Source organism: Luteibacter sp. ME-Dv--P-043b (assembly GCF_030209605.1).
Lineage (GTDB): Bacteria > Pseudomonadota > Gammaproteobacteria > Xanthomonadales > Rhodanobacteraceae > Luteibacter.
Genome location: NZ_JARVRT010000006.1, coordinates 1 through 21,248, shown reverse-complemented (window position 1 = coordinate 21,248; position 21,248 = coordinate 1). Strand labels below are relative to the sequence as shown.

Sequence of the window (21,248 nt, the reverse complement as noted above, 5' to 3'; positions counted from 1 at the left end):
GGCTATAATCCGTCGTTTACAGCATCTCCGGCACGACTCGCCATGTTCGAATCGCTCAGCAATCGCCTCTCCGATACCGTCAACCGCCTGCGTGGTCGCGGCCGGCTGACCGAGGAAAACATTCGCGAGACGTTGCGCGAGGTGCGCATCGCGCTGCTCGAGGCCGACGTGGCGCTGCCGGTGGTCAAGGCGCTGATCGAACGCGTCAAGGTGCGCGCGGTCGGCCAGGAAGTCCTCAAAAGCCTGTCGCCGGGCCAGGCGCTGGTCAAGGTGGTCAGCGACGAGCTCACGGCCGTCATGGGCCAGGCCAACACCGAGCTGAACCTGGCGGCCACCCCGCCGGCGGTCGTGCTCATGGCCGGCCTGCAGGGCGCGGGCAAGACCACCACCGTCGGCAAGCTGGCGCGGTTCCTGCGCGAGCGCAAGAAAAAGCGCGTCATGGTGGTCAGCTGCGACGTCTACCGTCCCGCCGCCATCGAGCAGCTGCGCACGCTGGCCGAGCAGGTCGAAGTCACCTTCTTCCCGTCGGAAGCCGGGCAAAACCCCGTCGATATCGCCCGTGCCGCCGTGGCGGCCGCCCGCCGCGAGGTCATGGACGTGCTGCTGGTCGATACCGCGGGCCGCCTGCACATCGACGAAGCCATGATGGACGAGATCAAGGCGCTGCATAGTGCCCTCGATCCCATCGAAACCCTGTTCGTCGTCGACTCGATGACCGGCCAGGATGCCGCCAACGTGGCCAAGGCCTTCGCGGATGCGCTTCCGCTCACCGGCGTGGTGCTGACCAAGACGGACGGCGACGCCCGCGGCGGTGCCGCGCTGTCGGTGCGCTACATCACCGGCCGTCCGATCAAGTTCCTGGGCGCCGGCGAAAAATCCGACGCGCTCGAGCCGTTCCATCCGGACCGCCTGGCGCAGCGCATCCTCGGCATGGGCGACGTGCTGTCGCTGGTCGAGGAAGTCGAGCGCAAGGTCGACCAGGAGAAAGCCCAGAAACTGGCCGAAAAGGTCATGAAGGGCAAGCGCTTCGATCTCAACGACATGCGCGACCAGCTCGAGCAGATGTCCAACATGGGCGGCCTGGCCGGCCTGATGGACAAGCTACCTGGCATGGGCAACCTGCCCGACAGCGTCAAGTCCAAGGTCAACGACAACGAACTCAAGCGCATGGTGGCCATCATCGGCTCCATGACCAAGAAAGAACGCCGCCACCCCGATCTGCTCAACGGATCGCGCAAGGCACGCGTAGCGCGCGGCTCGGGCACGCAGCCGGCCGACGTCAACCGTCTGCTGAAGCAGTTCATGCAGATGGAGAAGATGATGTCCAAGCTGTCCAAGGGCGGCAGCAAGGGCCTCATGCGCCAGATGCGCGGCGCCATGAAGGGCATGGGCGGTATGGGTGGCATGGGCGGCGGCATGCCGCCGATGCGCTGATCGCACTAAAGCCCTTCCCTTTTTCGTAACTTTCGCTAAAATGCCGGGTTTACCGCGCCCGCTTCTCGCGCGCGCCTTGCCGGCATACGGCATTCTGGAGCTCGTAATATGGTTAAGATTCGTCTTTCGCGCGGTGGCGCCAAGGGCCGTCCGTTTTATCACGTCGTCGTGACCGACCAGCGCAGCCCGCGCGACGGTCGCAACATCGAGCGTGTCGGCTATTACAACCCGGTCGCTTCGGGTGCCGACAAGCGCCTCGAGCTCGACGTCGCCAAGGTCCAGGCCTGGGTGGCCAAGGGTGCACAGCTGACCGACAAGGTCCGTGCGCTCGTGAAGGAAGCCGGCAAGCTGGCTGCCTGATGTCGCTGGAGTCCGGTAAGCGCGTCCGTCTCGGGCGCATTGTCGGGCTCTACGGCGTGCAGGGGCAGGTCAAGCTCGAAAGCTGGACCGACCCCCGCATCCAGATCTTCCGTTACCAGCCATGGCTGCTGACCGCGCCGGGCGTGGAAAAGGAGATCGACGGAATCCGCGGACGCGCGCAGGGCAAAGGCCTCGTGGCCACCCTGCCGGGTATCGAGGATCGCGACCAGGCGACAGCGCTCATCGGGTGTGAGATCACGGTCTCCCGCGATGCGCTCCCGCCTCCTGCTCCCGGCGAGTTCTACTGGACCGATCTCGAAGGCCTCGAGGTCGTTACCACGGAAAACGTCATGCTGGGTCGGGTCAACCATCTATTCGCCACCGGTGCCAACGATGTCATGGTGGTGAAGGACGGCGAGAGGGAGCGGTTGATTCCATTCGTCCAGGGCCCCTACGTGCATTCGGTCGATTTCGACGCCGGGCGCATCGTGGTGGACTGGGACCCCGAGTTCTAGGCAACGACACCAGGTCATGCGCATCGATGTGGTCTCGTTGTTTCCCGACTTCATCCGCCAGTCGGCGGCGGTCGGGGTGGTCGGCAGGGCGCAGCAGCGCGAGTTGTTACGGGTAGAAACCTGGAACCCTCGCGATTTCGCCCCCGACAGGCATCGCACCGTGGACGGTCGCCCCTTCGGCGGTGGACCTGGCATGGTCATGTTGATCGATCCCTTGCGGGCGGCGCTTGCCGCGGTTCGCGAGGCCGCACCGGAACCGGTGCATGTGATTTACCTCAGCCCGCAAGGTGCGCGGCTGACGCAGAAGAGGACCGAAGCGCTGGCGAGCCTGCCGCGAATCGCCCTGATCTGTGGACGTTACGAGGGCGTGGACGAACGCCTGCTGGAGCACGAGGTCGACGAGGAGCTCTCGATCGGCGATTATGTGCTGTCCGGTGGGGAGCTTGCCGCAGCAGTCGTCATCGATGCGGTGGGTCGTCTTCAGGAGGGTGCGTTGAACGACGCGCAATCCGCCCAGCAGGACTCCTTCTCGGATGGCCTGCTGGACTGCCCGCATTACACCCGTCCCGAGCATCACGATGCCTGGGGTGGCGTGCCGGAGGTGCTGCTTTCCGGCGATCACGCGGCTATTCGCCGCTGGCGTCGAAAACAGTCGCTGGGTCGTACCTGGCTGCGCCGGCCGGATCTGCTAACGCAGCGTGCGCTCGATGATGAATCGAGGGCATTGCTGGATGAATTCCGCCGTGAATACGCACGGCCAAACGGTGCGGCCGGAAACGACCGCCGTAATAAAAATTGACAGGTGTGCCATGAACAAACTCCTCCAACAGTTCGAAGCCGAGCAGATCACCCGCCAGCTGCCGGATTTCGGTCCTGGCGACACCGTGATCGTCAACGTCAAGGTGAAGGAAGGTAACCGCGAGCGCGTCCAGGCGTTCGAAGGTATCGTCATCGCCAAGCGCAGCCGCGGCCTGCACTCCGCTTTCACCGTGCGCAAGATCTCGCACGGCACCGGCGTCGAGCGCGTGTTCCAGTCGCACAGCCGTGCCATCGACTCGGTCGAAGTCAAGCGTAAGGGCAAGGTCCGCGGCGCCAAGCTGTACTACCTGCGCGGTCTGGAAGGCAAGGCTGCCCGCATCAAGGAAGACATCGCCGCCGCCGCTGCTGCGAAGGTCGCCAAGAAGGCTGCCGCCGCGTCCGCCGCCGCTGCCGCCGCCGAGTAATCGGCTGCCGCAAGGCGCAACAAAAAGCCCGCGAGCGATCGCGGGCTTTTTGCTTTGGTCGGTTGCACAGCGCCTTGCGTGTCTGGTGTACCTGCGTGTCCGGCGTAGGAGCGCACGATGTGCGCGGGCCATGACATGAAGCTGGCGCGCCAGCCCGATGGTCTTCGCGAAAAGATGTCGCGCACAGCGTGCGCTCCTACACCGGCATGTATTCTTCGGCGAGCACCTTGGCGGGTTCCTGCAGGAAGTTGCCCTGGACGAAGTCGACGCCGCAGGCGAATAGCAGCGACGTGCTGACGGCGTCTTCCACCCACTCGGCAATCGTCTGCTTGCCCGAGACGTGGCCTTCCTTGCAGATTTCGGCGATTTTCTTCTGGTTTTCCGGGTGCTGCGGAAGGTCGGTCATGAAGTTGCGATCGATCTTCAGGTAATCGGCTTCGATGTGGCTGAGGATCTGGAACGAGTTGAGGCCCGAGCCGAATTGCTCGATGCCGAACTTGCCGCCGGCCTTGCGCCATCCCGAGACGAACTCCTGCGTGGGACGCAGGCTGGTCAGCACCTTCGATTCCGGCATCTCGATGACCAGGGTGCTCCGTCGCAGCTGGGCGGCTTCCAGGCGACGGCAAAGCCAGGGCAGCAGGTCACGGTCTTCCAGTGACTGCTGGGTCATCTTCACGAAATACGTGGTGGTCATGCCGTCGTTCTCGCGGTGCATCAGCGCGTCGATGGCGTGGCCCAGCACCCAGCGGTCGATCGCCGGCAGCAGGCCGTTGCGCTCGGCCACCGCGAAGAAGTACGAAGGCAGCACGTCGCCCTTGGGGCCACGCATGCGGACCAGGATCTCGTAGAACTCGCCGGCGGCATCCTGCAGGCTGATGATCTGCTGGTGGTAAAGGCGCAGGCCGTCCTTGGACAGCGCGTCGCGGACGAGGTCGAGCCAGTATTGCTCTCGCTCCGCGTCCGCTTTCTCGCGGGCGCTCGGGTCGTGCAGCTCGACGCGGTTGCCACCCTGGTTCTGGGCGTTGCGCAGCGCCGCGCTGGCCTGGTGCAGCACGGTATCGCTGTTGGCGTTCTTCTCGGCGAGCAGGGTGCCGCCGATGGTGATCGTGACGGTCAGTGAGCGCGACCCGGCGTCGAAGATGTGTTCGGAAATAGCAGTGCGCAGCCGCTCGGTCAGCGCGGCGTGTTCCAGGTCGCCGCGCGGGGACAGCACCAGGCCCAACGTGTGGTCGCCCAGCACGCCGGCCACGTCGTCCTCGTCGATGGACTCGGCGATACGCGCGGCGATGGCGGCCAGCAGCGGGTCGGCGTTGCCGATGCCGGCGCTGGTGACGATGTCCCTCCAGTTGTCGGGCTCGATCAGCAGCACGGCCTGGCCCTCGCGACCGGCCGCGGCGGCGGCCACGGCCTCGTCGACGTGCTCCAGCGTGCGCGCCCGGTTGAACAGGCCGGTGACCGGGTCGCGCTGCAACTGTGCGACCAGGGCGGCATCGACGATCTGCTGGCGGAAGACGATCTGCAGGCAGGTCTCGCCTTCGAACGTGGCGTGGGCGAACTCGACCAGGGAGGTGAATGTGCTGCCGTCGTCGCGGCGGGCCAGCAGTTCGACCGGGGGTGGCGACTTGTCGCCCTTGGACAGGCTGCGCAGCGTGGCCTTGAAGGCGTCGGCGTGGGTGCCGGCGATCAGGTCGAGGATGGGCAGGCCGAGGATGTCGTCCATCTCGGCAAAGCCGAAGGCTTCCAGGTAGGCCTGGTTGACGCGGACATGCATGCCCTCGTGCACATAGGCGATGGCGTCGCGCGAGGAATCCAGCAGCGAGTCGCAGCGGCGCTCCGTCTCGCGCAGGGAGGTTTCCAGGCGGCGCACCTGGCGGCGCGTGGAGAGGGATTCGAACTCGCGCTCGGTGATGGCCAGGATCTGGTCCGGGCGCCCGCGGGGGGCCACGCCCCGGCAGCCGGCGGCGATCAGCTCGGCCACGGCGTCGTCGCGCAGGGTGTCCACGATGGCGATCAGGGCGAGGTCGCGGCCGCTGGCATTCAACTGGCGCATGACCGCCGTGGGCTCGACGCCGGCGACGTCGGGATTCATCAGCACCAGATCGGGGACCAGCTCGTCGAGGGACGCCTGGATGCCCTCGGCGTCCGTCGCCCGGGCCGGCCTGACCGCCACGCCGCCATTGCGCAGCACGTTGATCAAAAGCTCGGCGTCTTCCACCGAGTCTTCGATGAAGAGGATCCTGATGACGTTGTCGTGTTTCATGCCGTTCCGGTTGCCGCTGGCCTACCCGACGAGCCCGTGCCCCGGCCCGCTCCCCCCGTGTCGCGGCCCGGCTTTTCAGGGCCGGGCAAGGGACATACTAGCGCGCGAAATCGGCAATAGGGCGCTTGGCGGGATCGCCTGGCAGTTCACGCACCAGTTTGGGAACGAGGTAGCCCGGCAGTCGCCCTCGCAGGCTGTCGATGAGGCGCAGGGCGTGCGCGTCGTCCACCTCGAAGTGGGTGGCGCCGGCCACCTTGTCGAGCTGGTGCAGGTAATAGGGCAGCACCCCGGCCGCGAACGAGCGCTCGCTCAGGCTGGCCAGCGCGTCGGCGTCGTCGTTCACACCGCGCAGCAGCACGGACTGGTTGAGCAGGGTGGCCCCGGCGTCGCGCAGGCGTCCGCATGCGGCATCCACGGCGTCGTCGAACTCGTTGGCGTGGTTGGCGTGCAGCACCACCACCTTCTGCAGGGGCAGGGCCCCCAGCCAGTCGGTGAACTCGGCGTCCACCCGCTCGGGCAATACGACGGGCAGGCGGGTGTGAATGCGCAGCCGGATGACGTGGGGCAGGGCGGCCAGGCCACGGGTCAGCTCCGCGAGCTTGTGCGTGGCCAGCGACAGCGGATCGCCCCCGGACAGGATGATTTCACGGATGGAGCTATCCGCCCGGACGTGGGCCAGGGCGTCGCGCCACTGCGCGGCGGCGGCGATTTCCTCGCCATAGGGAAAGTGGCGGCGGAAGCAGTAGCGGCAGTTGACTGCGCAGCTGCCACTGGCGATCAGCAGCGCCCGGCCGTCGTACTTGTGCAGGAGGCCCTGCCCGGCCTTCGCCGCCATGTCGCCCACGGCGTCGACGGTGAAACCCTCGGCGGTGTCGTGCTCGGCGCGGCGGGGCAGCACCTGCAGCAGCAGGGGGTCGTTCGGATCGCCGGGACGCATGCGGGCCACGAAGCCGCGGGGCACGCGCAGGGGAAAGCCCGCATCGTCGGGCGGCAGGAGGTCCGGCCGGCCGGCGAGCCCCACCGCGGCGAGGAGTTCGCCCGCGTCGGTGATGGCTTCGCGCCATAGCTCGCGCCAGGCCCTGGCGGGCGGCGATAGGCGTGACATGGGGCTTGCGGTTATCATTGCGGACCTTGGGTCGGGCCTTGCAGCCCATCACAGACCCCATTTTAACCGCCCAGCGGGGCGGATATCACTCCGGAGCAGATACAGATGGGCATGCTTGGCCTCAACGACGTCAAAACGGGCAAGAAGATCATCCACAACGGCGATCCCTGGATCATCACCGAAGCGGACTTCGTCAAGCCGGGCAAGGGCCAGGCGTTCACCCGTATCCGCATCCGCAACCTCAAGGACGGCCGCACCACCGAGCAGACGCTGAAGTCCAGCGATTCCTACGAAGAGGCCGATGCCGTCGATACCGACGCCAGCTTCTCGTACGTCGAGGGCACCGGCAACGACCGCGAGTGGATCTTCATGCAGAGCGAAACCTACGACCAGCACCGTGCCAGCCTGGCCGCCATGGGCGACGCCTGGAAGTGGCTCAAGGGTGACGAGGAATGCGTCATCACCCTCTTCAACGGCAACATCATCGCCGTGCAGGCGCCGAAGTTCGTCGAACTGAAGATCGTCGAGACCGACCCCGGCGTCCGTGGCGACACCTCGGGCGGCGGTGGCAAGCCGGCCACGCTGGAAACCGGCGCCGTGGTCCGCGTGCCCCTGTTCGTCAACCAGGACGAAGTCATCAAGGTCGATACCCGCACTGGCGAGTACGACAGCCGCGTCAAGTAAGGCCGTCCATCCCCGTTCGGCCGATCGGCACGGTGGCCTCCAGGGCACCGTGCCGCTTTTGTTTCGAGGCTCCCGTTTCCCCATCGAGGCCCCCGCATGAGCAACAGCCCCATTGAGATCGACCTGCTGATCGAGGCGCGCTGGGTCGTGCCCGTCGAGCCCCACGCGGTGGTCCTGAACGACCACGCGGTGGCCGTGCACGGCGGCGAGATCCTCGCCATCCTGCCGGCGGACCAGGCTCGCGCTGCCTACGCGCCGAAGGAGCGCGTGATACTCGACGAGCACGCGCTGATCCCCGGGCTGATCAATGCCCACACGCACAATCCCATGACGCTGCTGCGGGGCCTGGCGGACGACCTGCCGCTGATGACCTGGCTGCAGGAGCACATCTGGCCTGCCGAGGCCCGCGTGATGGGCCACGACTTCATCCGCGACGGGGTGGAGCTGGCGGTGGCGGAGATGATCCGTGGCGGCACCACCTGCGCCAACGAGAACTACTTCTTCCCTGATGTCATCGCGGCCACCTATCGCAAGATGGGCTTTCGCGCCGTCATCGGCCTGCCGGTGATCGACTTCCCCACGCCCTGGGCGAAGACCTCCGACGAATACTTCAGCCGCGCGCTGGAAGTGCACGACTCGCTCCAGGGCGAGCCGCTGCTGACCACGGCCTTCGTGCCGCACGCGCCGTACACCGTGTCCGACGAGAACTTCGAGCGCATCCGCGTGCTCTCCGATCAGCTCGACATTCCCGTGCACCTGCATACCCACGAGACTGCGCAGGAAGTGGAAGAGGCCGTGGCGAAGGACGGCATGCGTCCATTCGCGCGCCTGCAGAAGCTCGGCATCGTCAACGAGCGCCTGCTCGCCGTGCACATGACCCAGCTCACCGATGGCGAAATCGCCGCCTGTGCCGCCGCCGGCGTGTCGGTGGCGCATTGCCCGGAATCCAACCTCAAGCTGGCTTCCGGCTTCTGTCCCGCCGAGAAGCTGCGCGCCGCCGGCGTCAACGTCTGCATCGGCACCGACGGCTGCGCCTCAAACAACGACCTGGACATGTTCAGCGAGATGCGCACGGCCGCCCTGCTGGCGAAGGCCGTGGCGCAGGATGCCGCCGCGTTCGACGCAGCTTATGCGCTGCGCGCCGCCACGCTCAACGGTGCGAAGGCCATCGGCCTGGGTGACCGCGTCGGTTCCATCGAGCCGGGCAAGCGCGCCGACTTCGCCGCCGTACGCCTGGACGCGCTCGAAACCCAGCCGCTGTACCACGTCGCGTCGCAGCTGGTGTATGCCGCCGGTCGGCACCAGGTCAGTGACGTGTGGATCGACGGCCAGCGCAAGCTGTCCGGCGGCGAGCTGGTCGATGTCGATGTCGCCGGCATCCGCGAGAAGGCACGCGGCTGGCGCCAGCGCATCGCCGCCGGCGACGATGCCACCGATGCGTGACCCGAACCCTCGTCATTTTCCTGCTGCCCAAGCGTGGCGCGCCCGCAGCGCCCCGGAGGCCTGAACCATGCAAACCCAGAACCCATCGAACGTCAGCCCGGACGAGATCGCCCGCTTCGAAAAGCTCGCCGCACGCTGGTGGGACCCGGACGGTGAATCGCGTCCGCTGCACGACCTGAACCCCGTGCGCGCCGCCTACGTGGGCGCGCGCGCCAACCTGCGCGGCGCGCGGGTGGTCGATGTCGGGTGCGGTGGCGGCCTGCTCAGCGAGGCACTGGCCCGTGCCGGCGCGCAGGTGACGGCGATCGACCTCGGTGCCAAGCTGATCGAAATCGCGAAGCTGCACCTGTTCGAGTCCAACCTGCAGGTGGACTACCGCGTGCAGTCGTCGGAGGCACTCGCCGCCGCCGAGCCGGCCTCGTTCGATGTCGTCTGCTGCATGGAAATGATCGAGCACGTGCCCGATCCGCTGGTGCTGATCCGCGACCTGGCCGCCATGCTCAAGCCGGGTGGCCAGTTGTTCCTTTCCACGCTCAACCGCACGCCGCTCGCGTTCGGTGCGGCCATCGTGGGTGCGGAATACCTCATGCGCCTGCTGCCGCGCGGCACGCACCACTACGCGCAGTTCCTCAAGCCCTCCGAGGTGGCCGGCATGCTGCGCCGTTTCGATCTTGAGATCGAAGACCTCCGCGGGCTCGCCTATAACCCGCTGACGCGCAATGCCGCGCTGTCGTCCAACACGTCGGTGAACTACGTGCTGGCGGCCCGGAAGGGCGCGTGAGCGTGCTGTCGTTCAAGCCGGAAGGCGTGTTCTTCGACCTCGACGGCACGCTGCTGGACAGCGCGCTCGACCTGCACGCCGCCGTGGTCGACCTCTGCGCCGAACAGGGGGCCATGCCCCCGGCCTATGACGCGGTACGACCGGTGGTGTCGCGCGGATCGCGCGCGATCATCGCGGCGGCCATGCCGGGGCTGGATGCGGAGGCGATCCTGGCGCTCGTCCCTCGCTACCTGGAGATATACGAAAGCGGCCTGGCCCGCCACACGGTGCCCTTCGAGGGTATCGAGTCGCTGCTGGCCGGCATCGAGACCGCCGGCATGCGTTGGGGCGTGGTGACCAACAAGCCCGGTTTCCTCACCGATGCGCTGCTGCCACGTGCGGTGCCGCACTGGAAGCCCGCCGCCGTGGTCTCCGGCGACACGTTGCCGGTCAAGAAGCCCGATCCGGCGCCCGTGGTGCATGCCTGCGCCCTGGCCGGCTGCGCGCCGTCCCGCTCCGTGTTCGTCGGCGACGATCGCCGCGATATCGCCGCCGGCGCCGCCGCAGGGTGCTACACCGTCGCCGTGCGCTGGGGCTACCTCGACGGCGGCGACCCGGACACCTGGGAGGCCGACAGGGTCGTCGATCGTGTAAGCGACCTCGCTGCGTTGCTGGGCGTAGGGGAGGCGGTGGCGTGAGCGACGGCGCAACCCAGAGCTACATCGACAAGTGGCTGGCGGTGCAGCCGCAACAACGCATCGCGCTGGGCTTCGTCGATCCGGCCGTGCGCGACGAGCACGTGGCCCTTGCCGCCTTCGAACAGGAACTGATCGCTTCGGCCTACGGTATCCGCGAGCCGCAGGTGGCCGCCGCCAAGCTGCAGTGGTGGGCGGAGGAACTGTCCGGCGCGGCAGCCAGTGGCGGCCGGCATCCGCTGACCAAGCAGCTGTTCGCCAGCGAGCGGGCACGCCGAGTCCCGGCGGCGCTGTGGCTCGCGCCGGTGCTGGCCGCCATGGCGCAGCTGGAGCAGGGCACCTCGTCCGATTTTGCCGCCCAGATCGCGGCGGCACGCGGGCTGCACGGCGCCCTGGCCGCGCTCGAAACCGCATGGTGGTTCGGCCCCGAGGCCTCCGCCGAAGCCGCGACCCGCGTGGCGACCTTGTCGCACCTGGTCTTCGCGCTGTCGCGGCTGGAACTGGACGCCGAGCGCGAACGTCTGCCCTTGCCCATGTCGCGACTGGCGCGTCACGGATTGTCGCGCGGCCAGTTGAAAACGGATGCGCCGGCGCGCCGCGACGCCATCCGCGCGCAGTTGCAGGAGCTGGCTGCTGGCCTGCGCGACGCACTGTCGCTGGATGCCCCGCTGAGCACGTTCCGTGGCCTGGAGGGCCGCACCGCGCTGGCCACCGCCCGTGGTGCCGCGCGGGCCCGCGAGCCGTTCACCGAGCTGCATCGGCGGCAGTCGCGCACGGGCCCGGCGACAGCCATCCGCGCCTGGCTGGCCGCACGTCACGCGGGACGATTGGGCTGAACACACCGTTTCCCGGCACTCACCATTGAGCCCACGCGCTGGGCCCCCATTTCGGCACGGTCAGGCCGGACAACCCGGTCCCCAGGATATCCACGATGTACATCCACGAGTCTCCCACCCGCCTGTTGCCCGACGTCGCGTCGCAGGACCATGCACTCGCCCTCGGCACGCTCGACTGGGTGGGCATGGACGGCATGGAAATGCCGGTGGCGTTCGATGCCGGTGACGGTGACATCCGCTCCACGGGCGCCCGCGTGGGTGCTTTCGTCAACCTGGTCAAGGCCGAGGCCCGCGGCATCCACATGTCGCGGCTGTACCTGCTGGTCTCCGAGGCGCTGGGCGCCGGTCCGCTGACGATCGCCGGTGTCCGGGCGTTGCTGGAGGCCTTCCTCGCCTCGCACGAAGGCCTGTCCGACCATGCCCGCGTGACCATCGCTTTCGAGCACCTGGTGCGGCGGCCGGCCCTGCGCAGCGAGAACAGCGGCTGGCGCGCCTATCCGATCACCGTCGACGCCACCCTGAGCCAGGGTGCGTTCCGTCTGGAGATCACCACGGACGTGGTGTATTCCTCGACATGCCCAGCCTCCGCAGCCCTGTCCCGTCAGCTGATCCAGGACAACTTCGCCAGCACGTTCTCGTCCGGCCAGTCGCTGGACCGCGACACCGTGCTCGCCTGGCTGGGCACGGAGAAAGGTGTGCTGGCCACGCCACATGCGCAGCGCAGCACGGCCACCCTCCGCCTGTGCCCCGCCGGTGAGGGCGTGTTCCCGCTGATCGGCCTCATCGACCAGGTCGAGCATGCGCTGGGTACTCCCGTGCAGACGGCGGTCAAGCGCGCCGACGAACAGGCCTTCGCCCTGGCCAACGGCCAGAACCTGATGTTCTGCGAAGATGCCGCCCGCCGCATCCAGAAGACCCTGGAAGCCGCCCCCGACGTGGCCGACTTCCACATCCGCGTCGCCCACCACGAAAGCCTGCACCCCCACGACGCCGTCGCGTTCGCCCGCAAGGCGCGGTAAGGCGCCCTTGCGGCGCCGCAGCTCCCTTCAGCGAATCCCCGGCAGCAACAACGGATCGAGCCGTGTGCCGAACCAGTTGAAGCCCCAGTGCACGTGCGGCCCGGTGGCGCGTCCCGTCTTGCCGGCCGCGCCGATCACCTGGCCCTGCTTCACGTGCTCGCCCACGGTCACGTCGATGCGCGACAGGTGCAGGAAGTTGGACGACAGTCCGAAGCCATGGTCGAGCAGCACCGTGCCGCCCGTGAGGTACAGGTCGGGCTTGGCGAAGGTGATGACGCCATCGGCCGGTGCCTTCACCGGCGTGCCCTCGGGAACGGCGATATCCATACCCGAATGCGGGGCCTTGGGATCGCCGTTGTAGATACGCTGGTTGCCGAAGCGGCCACTGATCCTTCCCTTCACAGGCCAGATGAACCCGTGGGTGAAGTCTTCGCGGGTGTCGTCGCGGTTGCGTGCGGCGACCACCTCGGCCTGCTCGCGCTCGATCCGTGCGGCGATCTCCGGCGGCGGATTCACGGTGGTCGGCGGCACGCCCTCCACGCGCTCGATCGGCCAGTCGCGCGGGGTGACACCGACCTGGCGCTTCGTCCCGTCCACGACCACGACCAGCGGGCCCTTCTCGTCGCGCCCGGCACCGAACACGAACACGCCGTCGTCGCCCACGTGCACCGGTTTGCCGGCAACGGTGACCCGCGCGCCCGGGGGTGCGTGGGCGATCACCAGGCCGCCCTGCGACACGCTGACGGGCAGGTCGGGAACGGCGGCCGATGCCGCCGCGACCGAGAACAGGGCGAGCGCCGTGCTTACGATCCTTCTCATCGGTCGAACGTCAGGCGCTGGCCACGGACAGTGCCATCGACGGTCTTGCCGTCCCACACGCGCTGGCCGTTGACGAAGGTCGAGACGATGCTGCTGGAGAACGTCTCGCCTTCGAACGGCGACCAGCCGCACTTGGAGAGGACTTCTTCGCGGGTAACCGTGTGCGGTTTGTTCGGGTCGACAAGGACCAGGTCGGCCGCGTAGCCCTCGCGCAGGAAGCCGCGGTTCTCCACGTCGAACAGTTTGGCAGGGGCGTGGCATACGGCCTCGACCACGCGCTCAAGGGTCAGTTTGCCTTCGGTCACGCGCTGGAGCGCCGCCTGCAGGGCGAACTGGACCAGCGGCAGGCCGGACGGCGCCTTGTCGTACTTCTGTTCCTTTTCTTCCAGCAGGTGCGGGGCGTGGTCGGTGGCGAGCACGTCCAGGCGGCCTTCGGCCAACGCCTCGATGATGGCCTCGCGGTCGGACGCGTCCTTGATCGCCGGGTTGCACTTGATGAACGAGCCCTTTGCCTCGTAGTCGGCCCTGCCGCCGAAATGCAGGAAGTGCACGCAGGTTTCCGCGGTGATCCGCTTGCCTTCGATCGGGCCGGGCTCGAACAGGGCCAACTCGTCGGCGGTGGAGATATGCAGCACGTGCAGGCGGGTGTTGTGCTTCTTCGCGAGCGAGATGGCCAGCCGGGTGGACTTGATGCACGCCTCGCGCGAGCGGATGTGCGGGTGCTCCCACATCGGGATGTCGTCGCCGTACTTCTCATGGGCCTTGGCGAGGTTCACGTCGATCATCGGCGTGTCCTCGCAGTGGGTGATGATCGGCGTGGGCGCGTCGCGGAAGATGTGATCGAGGGTTTCCGGGTTGTCGACCAGCATGTTGCCGGTGGATGCGCCCATGAACACCTTGATGCCCGGCGCGGCCTTGGGGTCCAGCGCGCGGATGGCCTCGAGGTTGTCGTTGCTCGCCCCCATGTAGAAGGCGTAATTGACGACCGACGATTTGGCGGCCAGGTCGTATTTGTGTTCCAGGGAGTCGCGATCCAGCGCGGGCGGCTTGGTGTTGGGCATTTCCATGAAACTGGTGATGCCGCCGGCGGCACAGGCGCGCGATTCACTGGCCAGGTCGGCTTTCTGTGTGAGCCCCGGCTCGCGGAAGTGCACCTGGTCGTCGATCATGCCGGGCAGCAGCCAAAGGCCGGTGGCGTCGATGACCTGTTCGTCACGCTCCGTTGCCAGGTCCTGCGCAATGGTCGCGATTTTTCCGCCACGTACGCGCACGTCGGCCTTGAACCGGCGGCCTTCGTTGATCAGTTCGGCGTTCTTGATGAGCCAGGCATCAGTCATGGGTATGCACTCCTTGGGCGCCGCAGCGGCGCAGGACGAATTGTTCGGGGACGGGGTCGTGGCCGCCTTCACACAGCGGCTGGCAGCGCAGGATGCGCCATAGTCCCAGGATCGAGCCGCGCAGTGGCCCGAACCGGGCGATGGCGACGCGGGTGTAATCGGAACAGGATGGATGGAAGCGGCATCGGGCCCCGAGGAGGGGACTGAGCCACCGTTTGTAGAAGGAAAGCAGTATCAGGAGAAGGCGGGTCACAATCAGTCCGGTGCCTACCGGCGTAAGCCAGGGCACAGTATCCCAGAAGAGAGGTTGCTGGGGTAACGCATCTGGGCTATAACACCCCGCCGCCACGGCCACCGAGGTGAAGGATATGGCGAAAAACGCTAGCAGTTCCGCAGCCGCCAAGGGCGCCGCCAAGAAGGGCGGGTCAGGCGATGTGACGTCGGCCAGGACGCCGGCCAGCAAGGCGGTGGCCAAGGCCGCAACGAAGACGACCGCGCCCGCGGCGAAGAAGGCTGCGCCCGCGCCGGCCGCGAAGCCCGTGGGCAAGCCGGCGGCGCCCACCGCCAAGGCCGCCGCGAGCAAGGGCGCTCCTGCCAAGGCCGCCACCGCGAAGGCCCCGGCCAAGGCGGCAGCCAACAAGGCGGCATCCACCCACGCTGCCGTCGGCAAGCCCGCCGCCGGCAAGTCGGCTCCGGCCGCTGCCAAGGCGCCGTCGAAGCCGGCCGCTGCCGCCGCCAAACCGGCCGTCACGGCGGCCGCGACGAAATCCAAGGCGCCGGCCAAGGCCGGGCCCGCACCCGCTTCCCCGCCGGCGGCGAAACCCTCCGCCCCGGTCCATGACGCACCGACGCCCGTGAAGGGCAGGACCGCCTCCGCGGTCGGCAGCGCAACCTCATCCAGTAACGAGAAGTCCACGCACCCCAGCATGAACAGCACCGCTCCCCAATCCCCCGACAATGGCATCACGCGCGAGGACGGCCGTTACGCACTGCCGGCTTCGACTCTCATCGACCTGCCCAAGGGCTACAAGCCCGGCCCGGACGAGGAGTACATGAATCCTCGTCACCTGGCTTATTTCCGCAACAAGCTGAAGGACTGGCGCGACCAGCTGGTCGAAGAATCCCGCCAGACCATGGACAACCTCCGTGAGGAAGTCCGCGACGTGGGCGACGAGGCCGAGCGCGCCACGCGTGAAACCGAGAACTCGCTCGAACTGCGCACCCGCGACCGCTATCGCAAGCTCATCTCCAAGATCGACAAGGCCCTGCGCCGGATCGAGGAAGGCCGTTACGGCTTCTGCGAAGAGACCGACGAGGAAATCGGTGTGGAGCGTCTCGACGCCCGCCCGATCGCCACGCTCACCCTCGATGCGCAGGAGCGCCGCGAGCACCTGCAGAAGCAGATGGGCGACTGACCGTCACCCGTTCCGCTTCGGCATGAAAGAGCCCGCGAGCGATCGCGGGTTTTTTTTATGTCACTCAGCCATAGGCTGCACCTGCTGGCGCACCGCCTCCAGCAACAGCGTGGCCAGGCGGCTCGCCGGCGCCTCGGAGTGGGCCTGCGCGCGATACAGCACGAGTGAAATCTTCGGCAGTGCCGGCAGCGACAGCACGGCGCGGTCGAGCGCGCGCACATGCGAGGGTAGCCCGAATGGCGTGCGCACCGTGAGGCCGAGGCCTGCCGACGTGGCGGCCCACAACGCGGCCAGGCTGGCACTGCCGAAGGCCCGGCGCCAGGGCAGGCCGGCACGGTCGAGCGCGGTGATGACGATCTCGCGCAACGGGCACGGCGCGTCGAGCATGATCAGCGGTAACGGCTCTTTGCTCTTGGGTCGACGCGGGCCGGAGCCACCGTGCTCGCGTTCCGTCCACCAGGGGGCATCGACCCGCTCAGCCGCCGTCGGGCCGATCCATAACAAGGGGAGCCGCGCCACGCGCTCGGCGTACGGAGATAGGGGCTGGTCGCCCGCGTCCCACGCCAGCGCCAGGTCGAGCTGCCCCAGTTCGAGGCGCTCGCGCAACTCGCCGCTGCGCGCCACGCAGGCCTCGATGCGCACCTTGGGGTGCGCGCGCGCGAAGCGCCCCAGCACGGCCGGCAGCAATGTCTCGCCGAAGTCTTCCTGCAAGCCCAGCCGCACCCAGCCCTGCAAGTCGGCGCCGCGCATGGCGGCGCCGGCTTCGTCGTTGAGTTCAAGCATGCGGTGCGCGTAGGCCAGTAGTGTCTCGCCAGCGTCTGTCAGTGCCAGGCCACGCCCCTTCTTGCGGAACAGCACCGTGCCGGCCTGCGACTCCAGCTTCTTCAGCTGCGCGCTCACGGCAGAGGTCGAACGCCCCAGCCTGTCGGCCGCGCGCGCGTAGCTGCCAAGGGCGATGCCGGTGGAGAACGTGCGCAGCACATCGAGATCGAGCATCACCTGGCCCGTAGGCAGCGTCATGTTTATCGTCCTGTTTTTCAGGACTAATATCGCATTATTTTCTGATTTTCAAAACCTTCGAAGCGGCGGAGACTGCGTCGCATCATGACCTTATCGACGTGTTCTTCGACGTACCCACCGCGCCATCGCTGGAAGGTGCTGGCCGCTGGGGTGGCCGCCAACGCAGCGTTTTCCGTGGCCTTCAGCGGCATTCCCATGACAGCGGTGCTCATGCGCACCGGCTACCGGCTCGACAACGCCACCCTCGGCCTGGTGCTCGGCCTCATGGGCCTGGGTATCGCGGTGAGCGAACTGCCGTGGGGCCTGTTGACCGACCGCTGGGGAGACAGGCCCGTGCTGCTGACCGGCCTGGGCAGTACCGCGCTCGCACTCGTGGCGATGGCGCTCTGGGCCGCGCCGACTGCGCGGCACATCCCCGGCCTCGGCGTGCTGGGGGCGGGGCTGTTGCTGGTCGGCCTGCTGGGCGGCAGCGTGAACGGTGCGAGCGGCCGTGCGGTGATGACCTGGTTCGACGCCAGCGAGCGCGGGCTTGCGATGAGCATCCGCCAGACCGCCGTGCCGCTGGGCGGTGGTATCGGCGCGCTGGTGCTGCCGTATGTGGCGCTGCACTTCTGCTTTGCCGCGCTCTACGGCCTGCTGGCCGTGCTGTGCGGGCTGGGCGCAGTGATGAGCTGGGCCTGGGTGCATGAGCCGGGCACCAAGTCTAGCGTGGCCGACGCAGTCCTCTCGTCTAACGCATCAAAAAAAGGCCCGCTGCGAGATGCGCGCGTGTGGCGCATCGTGCTGGGCATCGGCGGCCTCTGTGCGCCACAGTTCGCCGTGCTGTCCTTCGGCACCGTCTTTCTGCACGACTTCGGTCATGCAGGCCTTGCGACGGTCACTGCCACCATGGTGTTCACGCAGGTCGGCGCGATGGTGATGCGCGTGTGGAGCGGCCGTTGGACCGACCGTCATCGCAACCGACCCGCCTACTTGCGGGCCTGCAGCGCACTCAGCGTGCTGCTGTTCGCGGGACTTGCGGTGCTGGTGATGGCCGCGGGCACGCATGCCGCCGACTCGGGGGCGCTGCGCGTCGCACTGGTTGTATTGCTGGGTTTGAGCGGTGTTTGCGTCTCGGCATGGCACGGCGTCGCCTACACGGAGCTCGCCACGCTGGCCGGTGCGGCGCGTGCGGGCACCGCCTTGGGCATGGCGAACACCAGCGTGTTCCTGGTGTGCTTTGTCACGCCTTTCTCGATCCCCTACCTGCTCGCGTATCAGGGCTGGCCGATGGTGTGGCTCGCCGCAAGCGCCTGTGCGCTGGTAGCGATGCCATTGCTGGTGCCGCGTGCCGAACGCCTTCCCGCGCATGCGTGAGAGGAACCGTTTTTACGTCTCCAGCGCCTGGGCGGCCTGGGCCTTGAGCTTCACCAGCATGGCCGCCAGGCCGTTGGAGCGGGTGGGCGAAAGGTGCTTGGCCAGGCCGATGTCCTGGATGAAGGTGGGCTCGGTCTCCACGATCTCCCGCGCGGAACGGTCGGAATACACGCGCAGCACCAGCGCGATCAGCCCCGACACGATGGCGGAATCGCTGGCGGCGTCGAAGTGCATGCGTGAGGCGTCACCCGACGGAATCAGCCAGACCATGGACTGGCAGCCATGCACGCGGTGCGCTTCCGTCTTCCACTCATCGGGAAACGCGGCCAGCTGTCGGCCGAGGTCGATGAGGTACTGGTAACGTTCCGTCCAGTCGCTGAAGAACGCGAATTCCTCCGCGATGGCGGTCTGGGCCTCCGAGGCCGTGGCTTCGATAGGCGTGCTCATGCCTTCACCACGCTCCAGCGCGTGCCCTGTGCGCTGTCCTCGATGGCGATGCCCAGCGCCTTGAGCTGGTCGCGGATGGCATCCGATCGCGCAAAATCCTTCGCCGCTCGTGCGGCCCGGCGCTCTTCCAGCAGGGCCTCGACGGCCGCTTCGTCCACGGCATCGCCCGGGTTGCCCTGGCGGAACCAGGCTTCCGGATCGTCCTGGAGCAGGCCGAGCAGGGCTGCGCCGCCGAGCAGGGCCGCCTTGGCCGGGCCTCGCTCCGCGCCGCTGGCGCGCCGCGCCGTGTCCACCAGCTGGGATATCTCGGCCAGGGCCTGCGGCGTGTTGAGGTCGTCGCACAGTGCCGCCTCGACGGTGGCTGGCACCACCGGCGCCCCGGCATCCACGTCGGCCATGTCGCGTAGCGCGCCATACCAGCCGTCCAGCGTGCGCACCGACTGCGTCAGCGCGCTGTCGGACCAGTCGAGCGGCTGGCGGTAATGGCCGCGCAGCAGCATCAGGCGGAGGGCCTCGCCGGGGTGCCGCGCCAGCAGCTCGTGCAGCTGCAGTACATTGCCGATCGACTTGGACATCTTCCGGCCGTCGAACGTCAGCATGCCGTTGTGCAGCCAGTAGCGGGCGAATGTCTTGCCCCCGTGGGCGCAGACGCTCTGGGCGATCTCGTTCTCATGGTGGGGGAAGGTGAGATCCACGCCACCGGCATGGATGTCGATGGTCTCGCCCAGGTGCGCCTCGCTCATGGCCGAGCACTCGATATGCCAACCGGGACGGCCACGACCCCAGGGGCTGTCCCAGCCGGGCAGGGAGGCATCGGACGGCTTCCACAGCACGAAGTCGCCGGGGCTCTTCTTGTACGGGGCCACCTCGACCCGCGCACCCGCGATCAGGTCGTCCGGATCGCGACCGGAGAGTGCGCCGTACTCGGCATACGATTCCACATGAAAGAGCACATGACCTTCGGCGGCGTAGGCGTGCCCGGACGCGACCAGTCGCTCGATCATCCCGACGATCTGCGGGATGTGGTCCGTGGCGTGGGGCTCGACATCCGGCGGCGCCACGCCCAGGCGGGCCATGTCCTGACGGAAGGCCTCGGTGTAACGCGCGGTGATCTGGCCGATGGGCACGCCCGCCGCGCCCGCGGCGGCATTGATCTTGTCGTCCACATCGGTGATGTTCCGCGCGTAGACCAGCGTCGGGTAATGGCGGCGGATCAACCGCGCCAGGACGTCGAACACCACCGGCGGACGGGCATTGCCGATGTGGATGTAGTTGTAGACGGTGGGCCCGCAGACATACATGGTCACCCGGTCCGGGTCGAGCGGGATGAACGCTTCCGTGCGGCGCGTCAGGGTGTTGTAGAGCGAGATCGGCATGCGGGAATCCATGAACGTGCGCGGTGGGTGACCGGCCGTGAATACTAGCAAGGCCAGCGCCCGGGCGGGCGCACGCACGATGGCGCGTTCGGTTGACATCAAATGTGACGACGCGGGCCGGGAGTTCTAAGCGTGGATTCAGCGTTAACTTGTTGAAATACACATCAGTAGGCGCGCCTGTGCGCCTGGCTGGAGGTTTTCCTACATGTCTCGCCTGCTTATCCCTGCGCTCATCCTCGCCGTTTTCGCCTCTGGCGTCAGCGCCCAGGACGGGCGGTATGCGCCTCCGCCCCCGCCGGGTCCGGTCGGCCCGGACGACAACACCCATTTCGGTTGGGCCGATGTCCTGCGTGTGGACCCGGTCTACGGCGTCGCGCGGGTCGAAACGCCGCGCCAGGAGTGCTACGACCAGCCGGTCGTGCGTCGCGAGTCCAGCGGCAACAGCACCGCCGGCACCATCCTGGGCGCCGTGGTCGGTGGCGTGCTGGGCAATACCGTCGGCCATGGTGATGGCCGCAAGGCCGCCACGGTCGTCGGCGCGGTCGCCGGCGGCGCGGTCGGCAACGGCATCGCCCGCAATGGCGATCGCACCTACGAAGGCACGGAAACCCGCTGCCGCGACGTCAGCTCGGTCTCGGAGCAGCGTCGCATCGCGGGCTACGATGTCGAGTACCGCTACCGGGGCGAGGTCTACGTCTCGCGCCTGAACTACGACCCGGGCGAGCGCCTACGGGTACGGGTGAGCGTGGCGCCGGCGGACTGACCGGCCTAGGGCACGGTAGCGACGAAAAGGCCACGAGCGATCGTGGCCTTTTTGTTGGCACCATGTGCCTGTTTCCGCCTTCCGCGCCTTCCGCGCCATTCGTAACCACGTAGGAGCGCACGATGTGCGCGAAAAGCCAACAAAGCGGTGAAGCGGTGAAGCGGTGAAGCGGTGAAGCGGTACCGCTCGAGCAAGAGCCGGCGGGTAGCCCCCTCGGGGCCACGCCTACGGCGACCCGTCAAGGAAGGGCCGCTCTGCGGCCGTTTATCTATTGCCCTTCGGGCCGGGTCGGGCTTCGAACGGAGGTTTCCGATTCGACATCCTGTCTCAGCGGAAACGGCCGGCCGTCCTGGCCGGCCCCCTTCGGGCTTTTTCCGTTCG

At 67.6% G+C, this 21,248-nt stretch carries 22 protein-coding genes; 14 read left to right on the top strand and 8 right to left on the bottom strand.

Translation table 11 applies throughout. The features are described 5' to 3' along the window. Window positions 1–42: 42 nt before the first annotated feature. From ffh to rplS, 5 genes are all read left to right on the top strand, one after another. Window positions 43–1,434, top strand: coding sequence for a signal recognition particle protein (gene ffh, locus QRN34_RS03930; RefSeq protein ID WP_285402181.1), 1,392 nt, complete (start codon window positions 43–45; stop codon window positions 1,432–1,434). A 108-nt stretch (window positions 1,435–1,542) separates the two neighbouring features. Continuing rightward, the gene (gene rpsP / locus QRN34_RS03925) at window positions 1,543–1,794 is read left to right on the top strand and encodes a 30S ribosomal protein S16 (RefSeq protein ID WP_029213716.1); all 252 of its coding nucleotides are present in this window, start codon (window positions 1,543–1,545) and stop codon (window positions 1,792–1,794) included. Beyond that, complete coding sequence (gene rimM, locus QRN34_RS03920; protein WP_185754529.1) at window positions 1,791–2,309, top strand: ribosome maturation factor RimM; 519 nt, start codon at window positions 1,791–1,793, stop codon at window positions 2,307–2,309. Before rpsP ends, rimM begins: the two co-directional genes overlap by 4 nt. A 16-nt stretch (window positions 2,310–2,325) precedes the next feature. Beyond that, on the top strand, window positions 2,326–3,108 hold the full coding sequence (gene trmD, locus QRN34_RS03915) for a tRNA (guanosine(37)-N1)-methyltransferase TrmD (RefSeq protein WP_285402176.1): 783 nt from the start codon (window positions 2,326–2,328) through the stop codon (window positions 3,106–3,108). Between the two features lie 10 nt (window positions 3,109–3,118). Next, window positions 3,119–3,532 (top strand): 50S ribosomal protein L19, encoded by a 414-nt coding sequence (gene rplS, locus QRN34_RS03910; RefSeq protein WP_036142965.1) that lies wholly within the window; start codon window positions 3,119–3,121, stop codon window positions 3,530–3,532. 196 nt (window positions 3,533–3,728) lie between these two features. Here rplS and QRN34_RS03905 read toward each other — a convergent pair whose 3' ends face one another. Together QRN34_RS03905 and epmB are read right to left on the bottom strand one after the other, a co-directional pair. Then, a complete protein-coding gene (locus QRN34_RS03905) occupies window positions 3,729–5,792 on the bottom strand; it encodes an EAL domain-containing protein (protein WP_285402174.1) in 2,064 nt (687 codons plus the stop codon). A 97-nt stretch (window positions 5,793–5,889) separates the two neighbouring features. After that, window positions 5,890–6,915 carry an EF-P beta-lysylation protein EpmB gene (epmB, locus tag QRN34_RS03900; protein ID WP_285402173.1) on the bottom strand — a complete coding sequence of 342 codons (1,026 nt, stop codon included), beginning with the start codon at window positions 6,913–6,915 and terminating at the stop codon, window positions 5,890–5,892. An 87-nt stretch (window positions 6,916–7,002) separates the two neighbouring features. On the opposite strand from epmB, the gene efp reads away from it, so the two are divergent. The 6 genes from efp to folE2 all read left to right on the top strand — a co-directional run bounded on the left by efp (window position 7,003) and on the right by folE2 (window position 12,334). Continuing rightward, complete coding sequence (efp, locus tag QRN34_RS03895) at window positions 7,003–7,581, top strand: elongation factor P (protein ID WP_036142959.1); 579 nt, start codon at window positions 7,003–7,005, stop codon at window positions 7,579–7,581. Between the two features lie 96 nt (window positions 7,582–7,677). Further along, on the top strand, window positions 7,678–9,024 hold the full coding sequence (locus tag QRN34_RS03890) for a TRZ/ATZ family hydrolase (protein ID WP_285402169.1): 1,347 nt from the start codon (window positions 7,678–7,680) through the stop codon (window positions 9,022–9,024). A 67-nt stretch (window positions 9,025–9,091) separates the two neighbouring features. Then, complete coding sequence (gene ubiG, locus QRN34_RS03885) at window positions 9,092–9,805, top strand: bifunctional 2-polyprenyl-6-hydroxyphenol methylase/3-demethylubiquinol 3-O-methyltransferase UbiG (protein WP_285402167.1); 714 nt, start codon at window positions 9,092–9,094, stop codon at window positions 9,803–9,805. Continuing rightward, window positions 9,802–10,482: an HAD-IA family hydrolase gene (locus QRN34_RS03880; protein WP_285402165.1), complete on the top strand. Its 681-nt coding sequence runs from the start codon at window positions 9,802–9,804 to the stop codon at window positions 10,480–10,482. The genes ubiG and QRN34_RS03880 overlap by 4 nt, the downstream gene beginning before the upstream one ends. Next, a complete protein-coding gene (locus QRN34_RS03875) occupies window positions 10,479–11,315 on the top strand; it encodes a squalene/phytoene synthase family protein (RefSeq protein WP_285402163.1) in 837 nt (278 codons plus the stop codon). The genes QRN34_RS03880 and QRN34_RS03875 overlap by 4 nt, the downstream gene beginning before the upstream one ends. Window positions 11,316–11,410: 95 nt before the next feature. Then, window positions 11,411–12,334, top strand: a complete 924-nt coding sequence (folE2, locus tag QRN34_RS03870) for a GTP cyclohydrolase FolE2 (RefSeq protein WP_285402161.1) — start codon at window positions 11,411–11,413, stop codon at window positions 12,332–12,334. 27 nt (window positions 12,335–12,361) lie between these two features. Here folE2 and QRN34_RS03865 read toward each other — a convergent pair whose 3' ends face one another. The 3 genes from QRN34_RS03865 to yidD are packed head-to-tail and all read right to left on the bottom strand — an operon-like array spanning window position 12,362 to window position 14,743. Further along, window positions 12,362–13,153 carry a M23 family metallopeptidase gene (locus tag QRN34_RS03865; RefSeq protein WP_285402159.1) on the bottom strand — a complete coding sequence of 264 codons (792 nt, stop codon included), beginning with the start codon at window positions 13,151–13,153 and terminating at the stop codon, window positions 12,362–12,364. Further along, window positions 13,150–14,490: a dihydroorotase gene (locus QRN34_RS03860; protein WP_285402157.1), complete on the bottom strand. Its 1,341-nt coding sequence runs from the start codon at window positions 14,488–14,490 to the stop codon at window positions 13,150–13,152. The genes QRN34_RS03865 and QRN34_RS03860 overlap by 4 nt, the downstream gene beginning before the upstream one ends. Beyond that, complete coding sequence (gene yidD, locus QRN34_RS03855) at window positions 14,483–14,743, bottom strand: membrane protein insertion efficiency factor YidD (protein WP_240003931.1); 261 nt, start codon at window positions 14,741–14,743, stop codon at window positions 14,483–14,485. Before yidD ends, QRN34_RS03860 begins: the two co-directional genes overlap by 8 nt. A gap of 115 nt (window positions 14,744–14,858) precedes the next feature. Here yidD and dksA point away from each other — a divergent pair, with 115 nt between their 5' ends. Further along, the gene (dksA, locus tag QRN34_RS03850; protein ID WP_285402155.1) at window positions 14,859–15,905 is read left to right on the top strand and encodes an RNA polymerase-binding protein DksA; all 1,047 of its coding nucleotides are present in this window, start codon (window positions 14,859–14,861) and stop codon (window positions 15,903–15,905) included. A 60-nt stretch (window positions 15,906–15,965) separates the two neighbouring features. On the opposite strand, the gene QRN34_RS03845 is transcribed toward dksA, so the two are convergent. Then, the gene (locus QRN34_RS03845) at window positions 15,966–16,925 is read right to left on the bottom strand and encodes a LysR substrate-binding domain-containing protein (RefSeq protein ID WP_285402153.1); all 960 of its coding nucleotides are present in this window, start codon (window positions 16,923–16,925) and stop codon (window positions 15,966–15,968) included. 84 nt (window positions 16,926–17,009) lie between these two features. Here QRN34_RS03845 and QRN34_RS03840 point away from each other — a divergent pair, with 84 nt between their 5' ends. Then, window positions 17,010–18,281, top strand: a complete 1,272-nt coding sequence (locus QRN34_RS03840; RefSeq protein WP_285402151.1) for an MFS transporter — start codon at window positions 17,010–17,012, stop codon at window positions 18,279–18,281. Between the two features lie 12 nt (window positions 18,282–18,293). Here the strand turns inward: QRN34_RS03840 and QRN34_RS03835 are convergent, their stop codons facing one another. Both QRN34_RS03835 and cysS read right to left on the bottom strand, forming a co-directional pair. Then, window positions 18,294–18,728, bottom strand: coding sequence for a SufE family protein (locus QRN34_RS03835; RefSeq protein ID WP_285402149.1), 435 nt, complete (start codon window positions 18,726–18,728; stop codon window positions 18,294–18,296). Next, window positions 18,725–20,104, bottom strand: a complete 1,380-nt coding sequence (cysS, locus tag QRN34_RS03830) for a cysteine--tRNA ligase (RefSeq protein ID WP_285402237.1) — start codon at window positions 20,102–20,104, stop codon at window positions 18,725–18,727. Before cysS ends, QRN34_RS03835 begins: the two co-directional genes overlap by 4 nt. Window positions 20,105–20,309: 205 nt before the next feature. On the opposite strand from cysS, the gene QRN34_RS03825 reads away from it, so the two are divergent. Further along, window positions 20,310–20,867: a glycine zipper 2TM domain-containing protein gene (locus QRN34_RS03825; RefSeq protein WP_285402147.1), complete on the top strand. Its 558-nt coding sequence runs from the start codon at window positions 20,310–20,312 to the stop codon at window positions 20,865–20,867. Window positions 20,868–21,248: the final 381 nt, after the last annotated feature.

Bases quoted from the DNA above. Each gene is read 5' to 3' on its own strand.
- ffh (WP_285402181.1), top strand. From the start codon at position 43: ATGTTCGAATCGCTCAGCAATCGCCTCTCCGATACCGTCAACCGCCTG.
- rpsP (WP_029213716.1), top strand. From the start codon at position 1,543: ATGGTTAAGATTCGTCTTTCGCGCGGTGGCGCCAAGGGCCGTCCGTTT.
- trmD (WP_285402176.1), top strand. From the start codon at position 2,326: ATGCGCATCGATGTGGTCTCGTTGTTTCCCGACTTCATCCGCCAGTCG.
- rplS (WP_036142965.1), top strand. From the start codon at position 3,119: ATGAACAAACTCCTCCAACAGTTCGAAGCCGAGCAGATCACCCGCCAG.
- QRN34_RS03905 (WP_285402174.1), bottom strand. From the start codon at position 5,792: ATGAAACACGACAACGTCATCAGGATCCTCTTCATCGAAGACTCGGTG.
- epmB (WP_285402173.1), bottom strand. From the start codon at position 6,915: ATGATAACCGCAAGCCCCATGTCACGCCTATCGCCGCCCGCCAGGGCC.
- efp (WP_036142959.1), top strand. From the start codon at position 7,003: ATGGGCATGCTTGGCCTCAACGACGTCAAAACGGGCAAGAAGATCATC.
- QRN34_RS03890 (WP_285402169.1), top strand. From the start codon at position 7,678: ATGAGCAACAGCCCCATTGAGATCGACCTGCTGATCGAGGCGCGCTGG.
- ubiG (WP_285402167.1), top strand. From the start codon at position 9,092: ATGCAAACCCAGAACCCATCGAACGTCAGCCCGGACGAGATCGCCCGC.
- folE2 (WP_285402161.1), top strand. From the start codon at position 11,411: ATGTACATCCACGAGTCTCCCACCCGCCTGTTGCCCGACGTCGCGTCG.
- QRN34_RS03865 (WP_285402159.1), bottom strand. From the start codon at position 13,153: ATGAGAAGGATCGTAAGCACGGCGCTCGCCCTGTTCTCGGTCGCGGCG.
- QRN34_RS03860 (WP_285402157.1), bottom strand. From the start codon at position 14,490: ATGACTGATGCCTGGCTCATCAAGAACGCCGAACTGATCAACGAAGGC.
- dksA (WP_285402155.1), top strand. From the start codon at position 14,859: ATGGCGAAAAACGCTAGCAGTTCCGCAGCCGCCAAGGGCGCCGCCAAG.
- QRN34_RS03845 (WP_285402153.1), bottom strand. From the start codon at position 16,925: ATGACGCTGCCTACGGGCCAGGTGATGCTCGATCTCGATGTGCTGCGC.
- QRN34_RS03840 (WP_285402151.1), top strand. From the start codon at position 17,010: ATGACCTTATCGACGTGTTCTTCGACGTACCCACCGCGCCATCGCTGG.
- QRN34_RS03835 (WP_285402149.1), bottom strand. From the start codon at position 18,728: ATGAGCACGCCTATCGAAGCCACGGCCTCGGAGGCCCAGACCGCCATC.
- cysS (WP_285402237.1), bottom strand. From the start codon at position 20,104: ATGCCGATCTCGCTCTACAACACCCTGACGCGCCGCACGGAAGCGTTC.
- QRN34_RS03825 (WP_285402147.1), top strand. From the start codon at position 20,310: ATGTCTCGCCTGCTTATCCCTGCGCTCATCCTCGCCGTTTTCGCCTCT.